The 17,511-nt window shown below is 42.6% G+C and carries 17 protein-coding genes; 2 read left to right on the top strand and 15 right to left on the bottom strand.

Annotated elements, in window-relative coordinates; translation table 11 throughout:
• Nucleotides 1–29 precede the first annotated feature (29 nt).
• Nucleotides 30–743, bottom strand: coding sequence for an anthrax toxin lethal factor-related metalloendopeptidase (locus CUU64_RS06035; protein WP_101632357.1), 714 nt, complete (start codon nucleotides 741–743; stop codon nucleotides 30–32).
• A 353-nt stretch (nucleotides 744–1,096) separates the two neighbouring features.
• Nucleotides 1,097–1,720, bottom strand: a complete 624-nt coding sequence (locus tag CUU64_RS06030; protein WP_101632356.1) for a YpjP family protein — start codon at nucleotides 1,718–1,720, stop codon at nucleotides 1,097–1,099.
• A 448-nt stretch (nucleotides 1,721–2,168) separates the two neighbouring features.
• On the opposite strand from CUU64_RS06030, the gene ggt reads away from it, so the two are divergent.
• Nucleotides 2,169–3,866, top strand: a complete 1,698-nt coding sequence (gene ggt / locus CUU64_RS06025; RefSeq protein WP_101632355.1) for a gamma-glutamyltransferase — start codon at nucleotides 2,169–2,171, stop codon at nucleotides 3,864–3,866.
• 55 nt (nucleotides 3,867–3,921) lie between these two features.
• On the opposite strand, the gene CUU64_RS06020 is transcribed toward ggt, so the two are convergent.
• The 10 genes from CUU64_RS06020 to CUU64_RS05975 form a co-directional block, all read right to left on the bottom strand.
• A complete protein-coding gene (locus CUU64_RS06020) occupies nucleotides 3,922–4,695 on the bottom strand; it encodes a class I SAM-dependent methyltransferase (protein ID WP_101632354.1) in 774 nt (257 codons plus the stop codon).
• A 64-nt stretch (nucleotides 4,696–4,759) separates the two neighbouring features.
• Nucleotides 4,760–5,194 (bottom strand): BrxA/BrxB family bacilliredoxin, encoded by a 435-nt coding sequence (locus CUU64_RS06015; RefSeq protein ID WP_101632353.1) that lies wholly within the window; start codon nucleotides 5,192–5,194, stop codon nucleotides 4,760–4,762.
• Between the two features lie 259 nt (nucleotides 5,195–5,453).
• Complete coding sequence (ilvD, locus tag CUU64_RS06010) at nucleotides 5,454–7,151, bottom strand: dihydroxy-acid dehydratase (RefSeq protein ID WP_101632352.1); 1,698 nt, start codon at nucleotides 7,149–7,151, stop codon at nucleotides 5,454–5,456.
• A gap of 315 nt (nucleotides 7,152–7,466) precedes the next feature.
• Nucleotides 7,467–8,591 (bottom strand): conserved virulence factor C family protein, encoded by a 1,125-nt coding sequence (locus CUU64_RS06005; protein ID WP_101632351.1) that lies wholly within the window; start codon nucleotides 8,589–8,591, stop codon nucleotides 7,467–7,469.
• A gap of 123 nt (nucleotides 8,592–8,714) precedes the next feature.
• Nucleotides 8,715–10,604, bottom strand: a complete 1,890-nt coding sequence (locus tag CUU64_RS06000; RefSeq protein ID WP_101632350.1) for an ABC-F family ATP-binding cassette domain-containing protein — start codon at nucleotides 10,602–10,604, stop codon at nucleotides 8,715–8,717.
• Entirely contained in the window at nucleotides 10,601–11,245 is a 645-nt protein-coding gene (locus CUU64_RS05995; RefSeq protein WP_101632349.1) for an HD domain-containing protein, read from the bottom strand. Before CUU64_RS05995 ends, CUU64_RS06000 begins: the two co-directional genes overlap by 4 nt.
• Nucleotides 11,242–11,670: a DegV family protein gene (locus tag CUU64_RS05990; RefSeq protein ID WP_180954473.1), complete on the bottom strand. Its 429-nt coding sequence runs from the start codon at nucleotides 11,668–11,670 to the stop codon at nucleotides 11,242–11,244. Before CUU64_RS05990 ends, CUU64_RS05995 begins: the two co-directional genes overlap by 4 nt.
• A gap of 113 nt (nucleotides 11,671–11,783) precedes the next feature.
• Nucleotides 11,784–12,260, bottom strand: a complete 477-nt coding sequence (locus CUU64_RS05985; RefSeq protein ID WP_101632347.1) for a glutathione peroxidase — start codon at nucleotides 12,258–12,260, stop codon at nucleotides 11,784–11,786.
• A 61-nt stretch (nucleotides 12,261–12,321) separates the two neighbouring features.
• Nucleotides 12,322–12,864 (bottom strand): hypothetical protein, encoded by a 543-nt coding sequence (locus tag CUU64_RS05980; protein ID WP_101632346.1) that lies wholly within the window; start codon nucleotides 12,862–12,864, stop codon nucleotides 12,322–12,324.
• A 73-nt stretch (nucleotides 12,865–12,937) separates the two neighbouring features.
• The gene (locus CUU64_RS05975) at nucleotides 12,938–14,626 is read right to left on the bottom strand and encodes a formate--tetrahydrofolate ligase (RefSeq protein ID WP_101632345.1); all 1,689 of its coding nucleotides are present in this window, start codon (nucleotides 14,624–14,626) and stop codon (nucleotides 12,938–12,940) included.
• A gap of 162 nt (nucleotides 14,627–14,788) precedes the next feature.
• Between CUU64_RS05975 and metA the strand changes: the two genes are divergently transcribed.
• Nucleotides 14,789–15,697, top strand: coding sequence for a homoserine O-acetyltransferase MetA (gene metA, locus CUU64_RS05970; protein WP_101632344.1), 909 nt, complete (start codon nucleotides 14,789–14,791; stop codon nucleotides 15,695–15,697).
• An 88-nt stretch (nucleotides 15,698–15,785) separates the two neighbouring features.
• On the opposite strand, the gene CUU64_RS05965 is transcribed toward metA, so the two are convergent.
• The 3 genes from CUU64_RS05965 to mntR all read right to left on the bottom strand — a co-directional run bounded on the left by CUU64_RS05965 (nucleotide 15,786) and on the right by mntR (nucleotide 17,414).
• The gene (locus CUU64_RS05965; RefSeq protein WP_101632343.1) at nucleotides 15,786–16,076 is read right to left on the bottom strand and encodes a hypothetical protein; all 291 of its coding nucleotides are present in this window, start codon (nucleotides 16,074–16,076) and stop codon (nucleotides 15,786–15,788) included.
• Between the two features lie 82 nt (nucleotides 16,077–16,158).
• On the bottom strand, nucleotides 16,159–16,854 hold the full coding sequence (locus CUU64_RS05960) for a class I SAM-dependent methyltransferase (protein ID WP_101632342.1): 696 nt from the start codon (nucleotides 16,852–16,854) through the stop codon (nucleotides 16,159–16,161).
• Nucleotides 16,855–16,988: 134 nt separating this feature from the next.
• On the bottom strand, nucleotides 16,989–17,414 hold the full coding sequence (gene mntR, locus CUU64_RS05955; protein WP_101632341.1) for a transcriptional regulator MntR: 426 nt from the start codon (nucleotides 17,412–17,414) through the stop codon (nucleotides 16,989–16,991).
• Between the last annotated feature and the right edge of the window lie 97 nt (nucleotides 17,415–17,511).

The following is a 17,511-nucleotide window of genomic DNA, read 5'->3' as shown; positions in this document are numbered from 1 at the left end:
AGGTATCTGTTGCCAAACCGTTGATAAGATCATTTTAATTGTTGAATGTATTCAAATGTCTCAGGTGCTTTCCTTTTTAATAAATCGTTATATTTTTTGTCCTTATAAAACATCGCAAAACTTTCTGCGAAATATTCTTCAGGGTATAGAAGAAAATAGGATTCTCCGGGAAAAAGGACCGGGGCTTCTTTTCTCCAAATTCGTAAAAATTCCTCGTCATCACGAATCTTTCCATACACGATCGTGTCAATTGTATGGGCCAGTTCATGAAGTTCCAGGCTAACAGAACCATGGCCGCTCCCTTTACGGCTCGCACCTATTTTCACAAGTACATTCCTCGATCCGCCCATCCCCGGAACGTCATCCCACGTGCGGCTGGCATCTTTATACCCTCTTGGGACCTGGCCTTTCAGGTGCCTGGCTGATTTGTTGTCGGTCAAGTGTCCTGTGAACAATTTTACCTTTACACCATGCTGAAGCAATCTATCAATGATGGAAGAGGGAATTTGGTTGATTGCATCTATTATCAAAAAAGCCTCCTCACTATCAAAGGAAAGATTGGAAAACAAAAATAGATTCATAAGATTTTCATTGTTTTTGCTAATTTTCTTCTGTTTTAATGGATGGCTGCCGGGAAGCTCACTCCAGGATACCCCTTCCTCTTCCGATGCATAAGTGAATGTATAGAAAGAAAAAAGGAGAACGGAAACCAATGCAACAATTGTCAACCTTTTCACATACATATTGATAACCCTTTCAAGAAGTAAGCCCGTTTTACACAAAACTTCTGCTATTTTACTAGAATTATAGCATATGGACATAAATAAACTTCAGCGGATTATTTTATAAATTTATGGAAGAGCGGTGTAGTTAATTGGGATATAAGTAACTTGCTTGGCCGTATTCCTCGGAATATTCCTCTTTCTACGAGCGAATTCTATTTGGACAGCGTAAACTAGTGTCACCTGTTTTCTTTACGGTTTTTACTGTTTTATTCAGGCTTTTATGTAAAAATAGTCGATAAACTGCAAAAAACGAGGGATGGCCGTAAATTGGCCGCCCCTCGTTTTATTGAGCGATATTTTTATTCTGGGAGTTAGGAGAGATTGGAACCATCAGACCATGCGGGAGGCGTGTTCTTATCCCAGTATATGCGTCCAAGCTCATAATGGCTTGAAAACTCATCATGGAATGTATGGTAATGAAAGTTAAACCAATACCCTTCTTGGGGTGGTTTTTCCTGCCGGACATGGAAACGAATGATATCTTCATTTGTTTTCTCATTGTAAATGTGGAAAATTTTCTCGCCCCTGCCTAAGGAAGGCTTTTCAGATATTGCTAATTGTATGAGCTTTTCTTCAGGCAATTGCAGGGAAACCTGTGTAATGGCTTCTTCGATTTTCGGTAGAATTGCACCCCTGAATTCATCTTCGATTTTCGAAGCGATCTTCCTGCCAAATTTCGTAAAGGATTGTTCCTCCGCTTTTAGCATCATTCCCTCGACAAACGAATCCCTGTCTATAGGGGAATAGAAAACCGGTGATTCTGTCACTAGAATCTCATAATTTGGGTCTGCATCCGCTTCCTGGATGGAATCTTTTTTCGGGTGTTTGCCGTCGGCCTGCGCCCACCAATGGAAATCCGAAGGGGTGACCATCCCGAACGTTAATATGGATACTAATACAACAAGGCTTTTCTTCAGCCAGTTTGTGGTTCTCATAGCCTATCCCCTTACAAATCTATTGTCCTCGGCCAAATCAATTATGTATGCGTTATATATCTTAAGTATACAAGCCAGCAGACCACATTTCGAATTTTTCTTACCAGTGTTTCAAATAAATGAAAAAAGGATAAAAAGAGACTAGTAGTAAACGAAATCTTAAATATTCACCTTTAACATAATTTGAAATGCATAAGAATAAAAATTTAAATCAAATAACTACGATGATTACTAAGGGAGTGCCTATTATGGAATGGTCTGTAGCAATCACACTTCTCAGCATTTTAATGCTGATGTATTTCGTTTACTTGTCATTTGCCGATTAGTGAATATGAAAAACTCTGATCCTTGTCATTGACAAGGTTTTCTTTCTTTTAGGCCTTACATTCCATAGATATCCACAATATCCATCTACCACAGTAAACATCAAATAAGGGGAGGGTTATAAATGGCTTTAGATAAAAAAGAATACCTGGGACGATCAAAAAATAGTGATTATAAAAGAGAAACAGCAACTGGAAATGCAGGAATGGTGGTGACAGCCCACCCAATAGCGACCGATGTAGGAGAAAAAATTTTAAAGAACGGCGGCAACGCGGTGGATGCGGCCATTGCCATACAGTTTGCCTTAAATATAGTAGAACCGATGATGACTGGAATCGGCGGCAGCGGATTTATGATGGTTTACAATAAAGGCCAAGATGAAACGAAAATCTTTGACGGACATGTAAGGGCACCTAAAGCTGCACATCCAGAAATTTTTTTAGACGCAAATAAAGAAGTGATCCCCTTCAGGAAACGCTCTACTAGTGCCACCGCAGTAGGAATTCCCGGGATATTGAAGGCAATGGAAGAAGCGCGGAAGACTTATGGCTCCATGACGCTAGCTGAATTAATTGAGCCTTCGATCGAATTTGCCGAAAAGGGTGTCGCAGTGAATTGGGTACTTTCTGACGCGTTGGAGAATTTCCATTACCGATTAGGCGATGAAGCAAACGTCCTTTTTGTGCCAAACGGACGTAGGATACAGGAAGGAGAAATTCTAAAGAAGGAAAAGCTGGCAAACACTTACCGCATCCTTCAGAAAAAAGGGATAGAGGCTTTTTATGGAGGTGAAATCGGCGAGGGCATCATCAAGGCTTTAAAGGAATTTGGCGGTTTCATGGAGCTTTCAGACCTTGCCGATTACCGTATTACAGTGGACAAGCCAATGTGGGGTACTTATAAAGGCTATCAGATCGCATCCTCCTATTCACCGAGTGCTGGGGGATTCACGGTTCTTCAAATCCTCAAAATCCTTGAAGATTTCCACCTTGAACAATACGACGTAAGGTCATGGGAGAAATACTATCTGATTGCCGAAGCAATGAGGCTTGCTTTTACTGATAAAAAAGCATTCTTCGCAGATGCTGAATTTGCGGACCTACCTTTAAATGGCTTGTTTCATAAAGACTATATTGCCGAGCGGAGAAAGTTCATTGATTTCAAGGCAATGAATGCAAAAATTGATTTTGGAAACCCGTGGAAATACGATACCGTGAAACAAAGAGATGTCGTCTGGCAGCCTGAAGAACCTGAAAGGAGCGAGACAACCCATTTTACCGTGCATGATAGATGGGGAAATATTGTCGCATGCACATCCACGGTTGAACATCCTTTCGGTTCTGGCATCATGGTACCGGAATATGGGTTTGTTTTGAATAATGAGCTTACTGACTTTGATTCTATCCCCGGAGGCATGAACGAGGTTCAACCAGGAAAACGGCCGGTAAGCTGCAAAAGCCCTACCATCATTTTCAAAGATGAAAAACCTGTCCTTACATTGGGATCGCCAGGCGGACCTACCATCATAAGTTCGGTATCCCAAACAATCATTAATGTGCTCGATTTTAATATGAACCTGAAGGATGCTATTGAAGAACCCCGCATTTTTACACCGATGGGGCCGCATATCGAATGGGAAGCAGGCATAGATATGGTTGCTAAAGGCCGACTTGAGTCAATGGGATTTGCCTTTAACGACGTCCCTCATCCTATTGGCAATGTACAGGGGATCCAAATTAATCATGGAGATGGGACTATGTTTGGTGCGGCAGATTCCAGCCGGGAAGGTAAAGCTACTGGATTAAATGAGGAAGATTACTAATTTATGAGCACGGCAGGTCCTGTAACAGTGGCCTGCCGTTTTCCATGTCTATAGTCTATATTTCAATATAACCAAAGTGGAATTTAGATGTCTTACGGACATTCACCTGAAAATTGAATCTTTCAAACCTCTGGCTTCGAAAATGGTCTTTCATAACAACCCTTTTTCTTGCCACCCGTTTTGCGTGTCCGAATAACTCTTCTGTTAATTCATTTGTGTAGGCAAAATTAGTCAATGGCCTAATTCCGTTTGATTCGATAATGCTCTCTTCAAACATTGGGTCGAAATAAACGACATCAAAGCTTTTATCATCACATGACTTTAACAAATCAAGACTGTCGCCGGCTAAGACTTCTATCCTCCTTAACGCCTGATCGATCAGGGGTATACCCGACAGGTATGTCTCAAACCCGCGCTTGACAACGTAGGCAAGCAGCGGATTTTCTTCAATTCCACGTACTTTTCCGCCCTCTCCTGTGACAATGCTAGCAACGATGGCATCCGAACCTAATCCCAACGTACAATCCAGAACGGTGGAGCCGCTGTGCAGCCCCGCAGCACAAACATAAGGGTCCTCTTCTCCCTTAAGCAGCCTTTTAATCCTCAGCATGGCGACATTCGGGTGAAAGAAAAAAGGTTCTTTATGCATTTCTTTATATAAATCAAGCCGATCCTTTCCGACAACCAAGCAATCCCCGGTGTACATCTTTTGAAGCTGTGCAACAGAACGCTTATGCCTCGGAATATATGGTACCTTTAATTCTGAAGCGGTGTGCCTTGCCTTTGCGATTGATTCTTGATCTGTCCTTCCGGCGGTGGTTACAAACATATATGTCTCCTTGTTTAGCAAAAAGGAGAATGCCCATGGCACTCCCCTAAATTGTATTGATATCTTAAACTTCTTTTTCAAAAGCAGTCAGCAGATTTTCCATGATCGCTTCCATTGAATGATCTTCTATTTCATGGCGTGGAATAAAGTGAACAACTTCTTTCCCTTTCAAGATAGCCATAGAAGGTGAGGATGGTTCATATCCCACAAAATATTCACGCATTTTGGCAGTGGCTTCTTTATCCTGTCCGGCAAAAACGGTGACTAGATGGTCGGGTTGCTTTTCCGCCCGGACAACCGCCTGCGTTACAGCCGGCCGGGCAAGTCCTGCCGCACACCCGCAAACTGAGTTTACAACAACTAGTGTTATGCCCTCGGCATTGTCCATATACGTTTCCACTTCATCTGCCGTGGTCAATTCTTCAAAGCCGGCCTGGACGAGCTCCTGCCGCATCGGTTTTACCATTTGTCTCATATATTCTTCATATGCCATTGACATGAGAAATACCTCCTGTTATTACATTGGTAGTGTTAGAATACTATATCTTGTTATTATTCTGCAAAGCTCATGCTTATGATAACCATTTTTAAGGTTAAATAATTGTGTAGATAATGAAACGCTAAACAATCTTAAAGAACAACCAATACTGCAGCCAGTTGACATATTGAAAATAGACGTTGAGATAACCAAAAAAATAAAACCGGCGGAAAATTTGTATCCCGCCGGGTATTTCATTATTATTTTGTGGACTTACTGTTTATTTCTTCGCTTTTTCTTCTTCAAACCAGTCCGTTACCGCACCTCTGGAAGCGGAAGATACCAATCTTGCATACTTAGCAAGCTGCCCTCTTGCATGAAGCGGCGGCGCTTTCCAATCCAGCTTCCGGGCTTGTAGCTCCTCGTCAGACAGTTGAACGGATAGTTCCTGGGCATCTGCATTAACGGTGATGATGTCGCCTGTTTTTATGAGTCCGATTGGGCCGCCCACCTGAGCTTCCGGAGCGATATGCCCGATTACAAGGCCGTGCGTACCTCCTGAAAAGCGTCCATCGGTAAGCAAGGCAACTGATTCGCCAAGCCCTTTTCCTACAAGGATACCGGAGATTGAAAGCATCTCGGGCATTCCCGGGCCTCCCTTAGGCCCTTCATAGCGGATAACAAGGACATCACCCGGCTGGATTTCATCATTCAAGATTGCTTCAGTTGCACTTGGTTCATCATCAAAAACCTTGGCAGGGCCTGTTAATGATGTAACTTTTAAACCGGACACTTTTGCAACTGCTCCTTCAGGCGCAAGATTCCCCTTCAGGATAACAAGAGGCCCATCTTCTCTTTTCGGCTTATCAAGAGAGATGATTTCTTGCCCTTCTGTTAAATCCGGGAACTCCTCTAAGTTTTCGGCAAGTGTTTTGCCTGTTACAGTCAAGCAGTCTCCATGCAAGTAGCCTTCCTTCAATAACACCTTCATAACCCCAGGCACCCCGCCGATGTTGTGCAAGTCCTGCATTACGTATTTTCCGCTTGGCTTAAGGTCAGCGATATGAGGCACCTTCTTCTGCAGGCGGTTGAAATCATCCAAAGATAAATCGACCTCAGCTGAATGGGCAATCGCCATTAAGTGCAGGATCGCATTTGTTGAACCTCCAAGCGCCATAACAACTGTGATGGCATTTTCGAATGCCTTCTTCGTTAAGATGTCTCGCGGATAAATCTCTTTTTCAAGCAGGTTATATACTGCTTGCCCGGATCGGAAGCAATCATTATGCTTTTCATCCGTTTCTGCCGGATTAGAAGAGCTTCCCGGAAGGCTCATTCCTAATGCTTCAATTGCACTTGCCATTGTGTTTGCCGTATACATACCGCCGCATGAACCGGCACCTGGGCAAACATGGCATTCTATTTGATGAAGCTCTTGCCTGTCAATTGCGCCTGCATTATACTGGCCCACACCTTCAAATGCAGAAACAATATCAACGTCATTCCCCTTTAGTTTACCTGGCTTTATTGTGCCTCCGTATACGAAAACAGCTGGCAAGTTCATCCTTGCAATTGCCATCATACAGCCCGGCATATTTTTATCACAGCCGCCGATCGCCACAAATCCATCCAGGCTTTCACCGCCGACCACTGTTTCAATCGAGTCCGCGATCAAATCTCGGCTTGGCAGGGAGTAACGCATTCCTTCTGTACCCATGGAAATTCCATCAGATACAGTAATTGTATTGAAAATCATTGGGGCTCCTCCTGCTTCTCGTGCCCCTGCCTTTGCTTTTCTTGCCAGTTCGTCAATATGTATATTACATGGAGTAACCTCGCTCCACGTACTCGCAATCCCGATCATCGGTTTTTTGAAATCTTCATCGGTAAAACCTACAGCACGCAGCATCGCCCGGTTAGGTACCCTTGTCTCCCCTTCACTGATTACCTTACTGCGTATTCTTAAATCTTTTGCCATTTGTACTTGTGCCTCCTCTTGTTTTCTTTCCAATATAGAAAACTTTAGAGATATTTTCAATAATTTTCGTATAATTTTAAAAATATTATTTTTTTAAGATAAAATATTGGACAAAAAAAGAAAAAAATGGCTCCAGAACCAGGTCTGGAAACCATTTTCATTTTCTAAGATAAGAAAGTATTAAATTTTCAACAAGTATTGATGTCTAGTTCCAGCATCCAGCCTCTACGCATAGGATGTGCTAGTGCCGGCGTTGCCACAGGACGTGGGAGAAATTAATCGATGTTCCTTAATACAGGGCGCTTCCACTTTTCTTTATTGCTGGCGGGTTTCTGTCATCTGTTTCCAAACGGAGCCTTTGGCCTCTTCACCAGTTTCAATTCTCTCGATTGCCATTTTAACTTGCATCGCCACTTCAAATTCAGGATCATTTTCTGCTTTTTTTAATGCAGGCAGGACGCTTTCATCCCCGGATTCAAATAAAAACATGGCGGCTCTCCATCTGACCAATTTATTTTTGTCGAATAGTGCTTTTGCCATTTCTTCCATCGCTTCAGGAAAACCAAGATCAGACAAACAATCTCCAGCTGTTCTTCGGACGGCAGGACTTTTATCATTTAAGCCCTTATAAAGGGCAGGGAGTACTCTGTTGTCTTCGATCATTCCTAAATAGACAACGGCAAGTCTTCTAATGGAAATTTTAGGGTCATCAAGCGCCTTTTCGAGCAAGGGGATATCTTCGACAGTTGGGTCATCCATTTGTTCAAGTGCCTGATAACGCTTTTCCCAATCTTCGTCATTGAGCAGTCCGTCCGTAAGTTTAATCTTGCCTCTCTTAATGATCGGACCCTTCTTATCGCTGTTTAGAGCCGCTTCAACAAGGCTGTCCAAACGATCCTTCGGGTAAGCTGCAACCAGCTCTTCAGCAACTTCCGCACCAATTGCTTCCATATCGCCATAACGAACGCCATAATCCTTCCACTTTCTGAGAACGACTACATTATCGTCAGGCAGCTGCGCATCTGAGACTGCTTTGACGAAATGATCAGGCAGGCCGAACCGTTTTTCCGTAATCCCATCGTTTAATTTGATTTGCATTGGAATACCCTTGAACTGCTGGATTAAGACATACACTTCTCCATAATGGTCGAGTGTTGTGTTTTCACCTTGTTCCTTGCTAACATCCTCGCCAAAGCACTGCCTTACTTTTATCAGGATACCTTTCCAATCAAATTTAGGATTCCTTTCTACGGCCAGGAAGTCAGCGACATGATAGACACCTTTTACGCCGTCAATTTGGAGGATTTCTCTTATCACTTGGGGAGCTGAATCAGCGTTATCTTTCTTATAATTATTACTTTTGCCTGAAGGAAGCTCTTCGGTAAGATTTATTTTCATCGTATTTGGGCTTGGTGTTGGTTCTATTGACTTAATATTCAAAGTTTTCTCTCCTTTTACGTGTATCAAGGACTTTAGTTCTGATTTTAACATAGAGGTTTGTTAAAATCATGTTTCCCGTTCATGAAAAAGAGCTGCGGTGGCAACGCCCTGCAGCTCCATTCTTCATCCTTCCACTTTTTCCGCTAGGTAAGCCCAGCGTTCCATCATTTCGTCCAGCTTATCTGTAAGTTCCCTTTCCTCATCAGAGAGATCCTTTACTTTTGCATAGTCACTCCCTGCAATCGCCATTTCCTCAGAGATGGCCTTAAGCCTGTCTTCAATCTCCTGCATATTCCCTTCAATTTCTTCCCATTCTTTTGTTTCTTTATAAGACAGCTTTTTCTTCTTTTTATTATCATTGACCGCCGCTGTAGCTGCAGGTGAGGGCTTTTGACTAGCCGCTGCAGCTGCCTGGGCCTTTGATTCCTCAAGAAACTCCGAAAACTGGCCGAAATAGAAGTCAATATTGCCTTTTCCTTTAAAAACCAAAAGCTGCTTGCAGGTTTTATCAAGGAAATAACGATCATGCGAAACAGTAATAACCACTCCTGCAAAAGACTCCAAGTAATCCTCAAGAACCGTGAGCGTTTGGGTATCAAGATCATTTGTCGGTTCATCCAAAAGCAACACATTTGGAGATGACATAAGGATCTTGAGTAAATAAAGACGGCGTTTTTCCCCGCCGGAAAGCTTGCGGATCAGTGTTCCATGTGTATTCATTGGGAACAGGAACCGCTCAAGCATTTGGGCAGCTGAAATGTGGCTTCCATCCTTTAACGTGATGGATTCCGCCGTTTCCCGGATATATTCAATCATCCGCAGGTTTTCATCCATGTCTTCATTTTCCTGAGTATAGTACCCAAGCTTCACAGTCTGCCCTGTTTCGATTTCACCTTCATCTGGATTCACTCTTCCGGAAAAAATATTCAACAATGTTGATTTACCGGTACCATTATTACCGACGATCCCAATACGATCTCCCGGCTTAAACAGGAAAGAGAAATTATTCAATATCAGCTGGCCGCCAAATGATTTGGATATATCTTTCAACTCCAGAACCTTTTTTCCAAGGCGAGAACCATTTAATTCGATTTCAAGGCTTTCCGACGAGTTTTTGTCTTTTAGATCTCCTTCTAGCGACTCAAAGCGCTGAATTCTTGCCTTCTGTTTTGTGGTCCGCGCTTTTGCCCCCGTTCTGATCCATGCCAATTCCTTTTTAAACAAACTCTCCTTCTTAGCCCGCTGTACGGATTCATTTTCTTCGCGGAGCGCTTTACTTTCTAGAAAATCCGCATAGTTCCCTTTGTATTCATGCAAGTAGCCCTGAGCGAGCTCCCATATTTTTCTTGATACGTTATCAAGAAAATAACGGTCATGGGTTACAAACAGTACGGATTTTTGGTATTTTACCAGATAATCCTCAAGCCAAGTAATGCTCTCATAATCTAAATGGTTGGTAGGTTCATCAAGAATCAGCAAGTCCGGATTTTCAATCAGCGTCCGTGCCAGCGCAGCCCTTTTCTTTTGCCCGCCGGACATCTCTGAAAGCTTTTTAGAAAAATCGTAAAGACCCAGCTTCGTAAGAATCGTTTTTGCATTCGCATTTGTATCCCAGGCATTGTTTTCGTCCATGGATTGCTGCAGCTTTAACAGCCGTTCCTGCACTTTTGCATCCTCAGGACACTTTTGGAGCAATAGAAGTGCTTTCTCATACTCCTTAATTAAAGAGAAAATCGGGGTTTCGGCTGCAAATAAATATTCAAGCACTGAAAGCCCTTCTTCAAACATCGGGGCCTGCGACAAGTATGAAATGGTATAATCCCTGGGATGGTCTACTGACCCCCGGTCACTATCCTCGATACCCGCAATAATATTCAGCAGTGTTGACTTGCCGGTTCCATTGACGCCAATAATTCCGATTTTATCCCCTTCTGTTATGGAAAAAGAAATATCTTTAAATAGCAGTTTTTCTCCTTGCATTTTTTCAAGATTCTCTATGCTAAAAACTTTCATTCTGTAACATCCCATTCTTTATAAAATTGCCGTAAAAATGTCTCCATAAATTCATGCCGCTCGTTAGCGATTTTTCTGGCCGTATCGGTATGCAGCATTCCTTTCAATTTTAGCAGTTTCTCGTAAAAATGGTGTACGGAAGAACTTCGACCAGACCGATACTCTTGCTTCGACATATGCTCCCTGACTTCAATGTCCGGATCATAGATGGCTTGTCCTTTTTTCCCGCCATATGCAAAAGTCCTTGCAATTCCGATGGCACCGATCGCATCAAGCCGGTCCGCATCCTGTACAATTTTTGCTTCTACCGATGGAAGCACATCAACACCGGCACTAAAAGAAATCGTTGAGATAATATCTATGATGGCTCTCTCCGCTTCTGGCGGCAATTTTATTTGCGAAAACCAGTTCATGAGAATATTCCAGCCTTCATCCTCACTGTCATGTAGTTTGCCGTCCGGTATGTCGTGCAGAAGAGCAGCCATTTCAATGATGAAATGATTCCCTTGATTTCCCCCCCTTGCTATATGCAAGGCTAGCTTCCTTACCCGGTCTATATGATTCCAATCATGGCCGGATGTATCATTTCCAAGCTGATTCTTCACGAACGCTTCGGCTTGTTCTATGTAAAATCGATTCATTTAATTTCTCCTTTAATATGCTCGGGTACTATTTTAACACGAGTTTGTTTTACTAACAGAAATTTTCGAGGGCATTGGGAAAGAAATAAGGAGTGAGTCGAATGTATGGACCGGTATGGAAACCAGTTCAGCTGCCTGCTGGCTTGCAGCCACTGCACCACTAAGGCTGCTGGAAACATGGACAGAGACAATTCGGTCGTACTCAGGTCAGCAAAGGTTCCTACAGACGGCTGGGAGGTTGTTGGTATAACTTTATCTTGTTTCATGAAGCTAAAAAGTTGTTCAGGCATCAAATCCACACCATCTTTATATTCTTTGCCGTTAATAATAACAATCATCGGAACCACATAAACATCAGGATTCTTTTTATGTTCATCATGCAGAAAACCGGTGCTGTCAGTTATCCAAGCTATTTTTTCCCGCATGCCAGCCCCTCCCCTTTCATGATATTCCATTATATTTTGCTACCGGAAAACTTTATTCCTTTTACGTGAAGCGGATAAAAAAAGAAGGCCCTTCATCATGAAGGGCCCCGGATTTAGAGGAGTTCTTTTATATCGCCTTCGATGTCAAAGGGTTTCGTCTGTGGTGCATATCTTCTTACGACCCGGCCCTCTTTATCAACCAAAAACTTGGTGAAATTCCACTTAATCGCCTTTGAGCCCATTACTCCTGGCGCGTTATCCGTTAAATATTCAAATAACGGATGCGCCTCCTTGCCTTTTACATCCACTTTTGCAAACATTGGGAAAGTAACTCCGTAATTCAACCTGCAAAAAGAGTCAATTTCGAGCTCATCACCTGGTTCCTGGCTAAGAAACTGGTTACAAGGAAATCCCAATATCGTAAATCCTTTCTCTTCATATCTTTCGTACAGGCTTTGCAGGTCGTCATACTGAGGGGTAAACCCGCATTTGCTCGCGGTGTTGACAATTAGAGTTACATTTCCCTTAAATTGATTCAAGGAAATCACTTCACCATCAATCTTTTTAGCTTCAAAGTCATATACCGACATTTTCTAAGTACCACTCCCCTCTTCTTCGTTACCTTACAGTACAATTTTAATGGACGACTCCCTATTTCTTTTCGAACTCTAAAGATTCAAGCATGAAAAGTGAGTCTGCCATGTAATCTACCATCGTTAGAAGATCATCCATTTGTTCTTCCGTAATCAATCTGCCGAAAGATACGGCAACCCTGGAAAACATGGAACGGACAGACTTATTAGAATATTCTACAGAGCTAGTCAATGTAATGGTTCTTTCTTTACCCCAAATTGCTTCAAGCGAACCAATTATAGAGGCTGCTTTCTCCTGTTCCACGAAAAATGGAAGGCCAAAAGCAACAGATACAATGCATCCGGCTTTTGAACCACTACTAATGCTTGAACCCGGTAGAAGCTCTGATGCTAGATTTTCTAAACTTGCCTGTAAGCTTATGCTAGCCCTTATTGGATTTTCTTTAGAGAGCGCGATTTCAATTTCATACTGCCTAGAGAGACTGGACAGGTTAACGTTATCCATTCTATTCGTTACGACCGTTTCACCGTTAAATTCTTTATCATATATAGCGCCTTCTAATACCACCTTCATATTTTCAAACGCTGTAGGATCGAACATTGCCTAAACACCTCGATGTTGCCAAATTAGGTTACTCCGTGTAACGATTACGAGCAATAATAGTTCTAATAAATTAAAAAAGGCCTGTTGCGTTAGCAGTTTCATCCACATCCATATTCATAGCAGCGGGCTTTTTAGGAAGTCCCGGCATCGTCATGATATCCCCCGTCAAAGCAACGATGAAACCCGCACCAATGGAAGGCTTTAAAGACCTTACTGTTAACACGAACCCTTCAGGGCGCCCAAGCTTTGCCGGGTCATCTGAAAGGGAATACTGAGTTTTTGCCATACAGACAGGCAAATGGGACCAGCCCAGCCTGTCGAATTGAAGGAGCTGTGCCTTTGCTTCCTTACTGAAATCTACGCCTGCAGCCCCATAAACTTTTCGGGCAATGGTGTTTATTTTATCTTCTAGCGAATCGGATAGATCATATAGCGGTTCAAAGGTTTTCTTGTTATTTTGAATTTCTTTTACAACAGTTTCCGCCAAGGTTACTCCACCTTCGCCACCTTTTTCCCAAACTTCTGCCATTGCGCAGGGAATACCTTCTTCTTTACAAAGCTTTTCAAATAACGATATTTCCAGGCTGCTGTCTGTACTAAAGCGATTTAGGGCTACTACAAATGGGAGCCCGAATGCATCAATCGTTTCAATATGCTTCCTTAGATTTTCAAAACCGGCCTGAAGAGCTGCCAGATCTTCTCTGCCTAGCTCTTCTTTGTGCAGCCCCCCATGCATTTTTAACGCACGGATTGTTGCTACAATCACAACAGCTTCAGGTTTAATTCCGGCGTTTCTCGCTTTAATATGTAGAAATTTCTCCGCTCCAAGATCGGCTCCAAAGCCCGCTTCAGTTACAACATAATCGGCAAGCTTAAGGGCAGCCTTTGTCGCAATAACGCTGTTGCAGCCGTGTGCAATGTTTGCAAATGGCCCTCCATGGATTAACGCCGGCGTGTGTTCAATTGTCTGAACCAGATTTGGCTTTACCGCATCCTTGAGCAGTAATGTCAGGGCGCCCTCCACTTGTAAATCACCGACGGTCACTGGATTTTGGCTATAATCGTATGCAACTACAACTCTTGCAAGACGCGCCTTCAAATCCTTCAGATCTTCCGCAAGACATAAAATCGCCATGATTTCTGAAGCGACTGTAATGTCGAACCCATCCTCCCTTGGTATTCCGTGGGCAGGTCCTCCAAGTCCAACCACGACATTCCTGAGAGCGCGATCGTTCATATCGAGTACCCTCTTCCAGACGATTCTTCTTGGGTCAATCTGCAGCTCGTTTCCTTGCTGGAGATGGTTATCAATCAAAGCAGCCAATGCATTGTTCGCCGTTGTGATTGCATGTATGTCACCGGTGAAATGTAAATTGATTTCATCCATTGGCAATACTTGCGCATAACCTCCACCAGCCGCACCGCCCTTCAGGCCCATTACAGGACCGAGCGATGGTTCCCGCATGGCTATCATTGCCTTTTTGCCGATTTTATTCAATGCATCCCCTAGTCCGACTGTTACCGTAGATTTTCCCTCACCTGCCTTTGTTGGGTTAATAGCGGTTACAAGGATGAGCTTGCCCTCGTCTTTTGTCTTTAGTTTATTAAGCATATCAAATGATAGCTTTGCTTTATATTTGCCGTAAAGCTCTAAATCTTCTTCCCCTATTCCGATTCTTTTAGCAATCTCTTTTATATGTTTCATCTCTGAACTTAATGCAATGTCAATATCGCTTTTAAATGTTGCTTTTTGGTTCATTTTTGTGTCGCCGCCTCTCGCTTAAGCTATTAACCATTTTATCATGTTCCCTTATTTGTGGAAGGAAATTGCAATATTTTTTCAAAAATGATGCGGCTGGCTCCCAACTTTTATATAATGGACATAATGCAATTTCGAATATTAAGAATAGGGGGCCTATGGATGCCGATAAGAATACCATCACAACTGCCTGCCAAGGAAATACTGGAGAATGAAAATATATTCGTAATGGACGAAGACCGTGCGATCAGCCAGGATATCCGTCCTTTAAATATTATTATTTTAAACCTGATGCCCGAGAAGGAAAAAGCCGAGGCCCAGCTTCTAAGATTTCTTGGTAACACACCTTTGCAGGTGAATATCTCCTTCATGCGATTGACTTCGCACGAATCCAAAAATACAAGCAAGCTGCATCTCGACCAGTTTTACAAAACATTTTCCGAGGTAAAGAATAAAAAGTTCGACGGCATGATTATTACTGGTGCCCCGGTGGAAAAACTGGAATTCGAACAAGTGAATTATTGGGACGAACTAAAGGAAATAATGGATTGGACAAGCAATAACGTAACATCAACGTTACACATTTGTTGGGGGGCCCAAGCTGCTCTGTTTCATCATTATGGAATTGGAAAACATTCTCTTCCACAAAAATGTTTCGGCGTATTTGAGCACGAGGTGCTTTTGCCAAACACTAAACTTGTGCATGGATTCGATGAAATCTTTCTTGCACCTCATTCCAGGCATACCGATATTGATGTGGAAAAGCTTGAAAACCATGATGACCTATTGGTCGTCTCTAAATCGGAACAGGCAGGCATCTTCTTAGTGTCCTCAAAAGACGGAAAAAAAATCATGGTTACCGGCCATCTCGAATATGATGCTGATACTCTGTCAACTGAGTACTATCGTGACCTTCAAAAAGGAGCGCCGATTTCGATCCCTGAAAACTATTTTCCTGGCAACGATCCAGAAAAAAAACCCATTTACCGCTGGAAAAGCCATGCAAGCTTATTATTCTCCAACTGGCTGAATTATTACGTTTACCAGGAAACTCCTTATGAATGGGATTAAAACTAACGGGCGAATACCAACTAAACTAGCGACATAAAAAACAACCTTGTCCGTTTTCGGGCAAGGTTGTTTTTTGGCTTCATATGAGTTAATGAGCGATCCGGAAATCTCCATTTTCTTTTATTTCAATAGACTGAAAGCTATTAGTGAATTCAGGGGGGACCATTTCAAACCTCGCTAGCTTTTCTTGGCCCGTTTTAAATGCTTCCCTATCCAATAACAGGACGTAAATATAGATTTTCTCCCCATTTTTTTCACCCTGGCTTTTCAACACAAAGTCTTCGCCAAACTTCTTTTTAAAATGGTTCACTGCATCCAGATGGCTATTGAAAACCGGAAGCTTCATCTCTTCCTCTTTTGTGATTTTCTTTGTTGTCATTAAACTGCCTCCTTTATTACAAATATATTATATTCTATTTCCATACAGAGTAGGGAATAGGCAGCCTGGTTTCCTTAATTTTTTACAAGACCTCAGTCTTCCTGAAGATAAACAGCCACATAAAGGAAATAGCCTGGCATAATTCCTTTGGCAGGAAGGCTAATTGATCAAAGTTAACTCCTCTTTTTTCCACTCCTGCTTCAGCGGAAAGCTGCCATCCATTTTCTTTAGCCAGCTGTTCGAATTCCCATGGCTGCATCGAGTTCATGATCACCTTTTCTCCATATAACCTTCTGTAGCTGTTTTGCTGCCTCGGTGCGGCAGTGGGGCCAAGTATGCCATATAAAGCATGGCCCCCCGGTTTCACAACCCTGTATATTTCACCCAAAGCCTTAAGCGGGGACTCCGTCCACTCTATTGAATTGATGGCCATGACGGCGTCAAACTCATCATCGTTAAATGGCAGATTGACAAGGTCTCCCCTTATAAAAGTCAAGCGATTATTTCCGGCAGCCCTTTTGGTTGCCGTTTCAATCATTTCAGTGGAAATATCCAGCCCGGTCACATTATATCCGTTATTGGAGAGCAGCAAAGAGCCGTAACCGTCGCCACAACCAAGATCGCACACTCTTCCGCCACCTGGGATATGCTCTTTAAACAGGGGGATAATCTTCTTGCGGCTCCCGTTCTCCCACATGTCCCGCGAATTTTCTGTCCATTTTCCAGAATATGAATCCCACTTTTTCTCAGCCTCACCATGCCAATTATGGTTGCTCATTTAAACACCCCGCATTTTTCAGTTTATATAGCCGAAGCTAAAAACATGTATAGGGTTGATTCTATAAAATTAAACATAATCCTGCCTGCGGTTTTAAATTGAAAAGCCAATAAAAATAAGCCTTCAATTTCGGCTTATTCCTCAGCTTCATTTTGTTTCTGGATGGCCCTCAATTCCTCAACCCTTTTCGTTGATTCATTGAAAAACTGTACCAAGTCCCCTATTCGATCAATCGAATCCCAGCTTAGATGATGCTCGATTCCTTCTACATCCTGATATATGTTTTCTTCCTTGACCCCGATAATTTTAAGCAACTGTTCCAATAATTCGTGCCGGTACACGAGGCGTTTACCTATTTTTTTGCCAATTGGTGTCAGGATCAGCCCTCGGTATTTTTCATAGACCAAATACTTTTCTTGATCTAACTTTTGAACCATTTTCGTAACGGAGGAAGGATGTACAGACAGGTTTTCGGCGATGTCGGAAACGCGTGCATACCCTTTTTCTTCTATTAGTAAATATATTTGTTCTATGTAATCCTCCATGCTCGGTGTAGGCATTGGCGCATCCTCCATTTCAAATCCCAATCATTAAAATTTTACTATATTGTATGGATTGAAACAAGGAACGTATTGCATGAAGGGCCAAGGCTAAATA

Origin of the sequence: Bacillus sp. V5-8f (assembly GCF_002863565.1) — a bacterium.
Classification (GTDB): domain Bacteria; phylum Bacillota; class Bacilli; order Bacillales; family DSM-1321; genus Peribacillus.
This window is presented reverse-complemented; position numbering and strand designations above follow the sequence as displayed.

Bases quoted from the DNA above. Each gene is read 5' to 3' on its own strand.
- CUU64_RS05995 (WP_101632349.1), bottom strand. From the start codon at position 11,245: ATGAATCGATTTTACATAGAACAAGCCGAAGCGTTCGTGAAGAATCAG.
- ggt (WP_101632355.1), top strand. From the start codon at position 2,169: ATGGCTTTAGATAAAAAAGAATACCTGGGACGATCAAAAAATAGTGAT.
- CUU64_RS06020 (WP_101632354.1), bottom strand. From the start codon at position 4,695: ATGTTTGTAACCACCGCCGGAAGGACAGATCAAGAATCAATCGCAAAG.
- CUU64_RS06035 (WP_101632357.1), bottom strand. From the start codon at position 743: ATGTATGTGAAAAGGTTGACAATTGTTGCATTGGTTTCCGTTCTCCTT.
- CUU64_RS06000 (WP_101632350.1), bottom strand. From the start codon at position 10,604: ATGAAAGTTTTTAGCATAGAGAATCTTGAAAAAATGCAAGGAGAAAAA.
- mntR (WP_101632341.1), bottom strand. From the start codon at position 17,414: ATGCCTACACCGAGCATGGAGGATTACATAGAACAAATATATTTACTA.
- CUU64_RS06015 (WP_101632353.1), bottom strand. From the start codon at position 5,194: ATGTCAATGGCATATGAAGAATATATGAGACAAATGGTAAAACCGATG.
- CUU64_RS05985 (WP_101632347.1), bottom strand. From the start codon at position 12,260: ATGTCGGTATATGACTTTGAAGCTAAAAAGATTGATGGTGAAGTGATT.
- CUU64_RS05990 (WP_180954473.1), bottom strand. From the start codon at position 11,670: ATGCGGGAAAAAATAGCTTGGATAACTGACAGCACCGGTTTTCTGCAT.
- CUU64_RS06030 (WP_101632356.1), bottom strand. From the start codon at position 1,720: ATGAGAACCACAAACTGGCTGAAGAAAAGCCTTGTTGTATTAGTATCC.
- ilvD (WP_101632352.1), bottom strand. From the start codon at position 7,151: ATGGCAAAAGATTTAAGAATACGCAGTAAGGTAATCAGTGAAGGGGAG.
- CUU64_RS05960 (WP_101632342.1), bottom strand. From the start codon at position 16,854: ATGAGCAACCATAATTGGCATGGTGAGGCTGAGAAAAAGTGGGATTCA.
- CUU64_RS05975 (WP_101632345.1), bottom strand. From the start codon at position 14,626: ATGAACCAAAAAGCAACATTTAAAAGCGATATTGACATTGCATTAAGT.
- CUU64_RS05980 (WP_101632346.1), bottom strand. From the start codon at position 12,864: ATGTTCGATCCTACAGCGTTTGAAAATATGAAGGTGGTATTAGAAGGC.
- metA (WP_101632344.1), top strand. From the start codon at position 14,789: ATGCCGATAAGAATACCATCACAACTGCCTGCCAAGGAAATACTGGAG.
- CUU64_RS05965 (WP_101632343.1), bottom strand. From the start codon at position 16,076: ATGACAACAAAGAAAATCACAAAAGAGGAAGAGATGAAGCTTCCGGTT.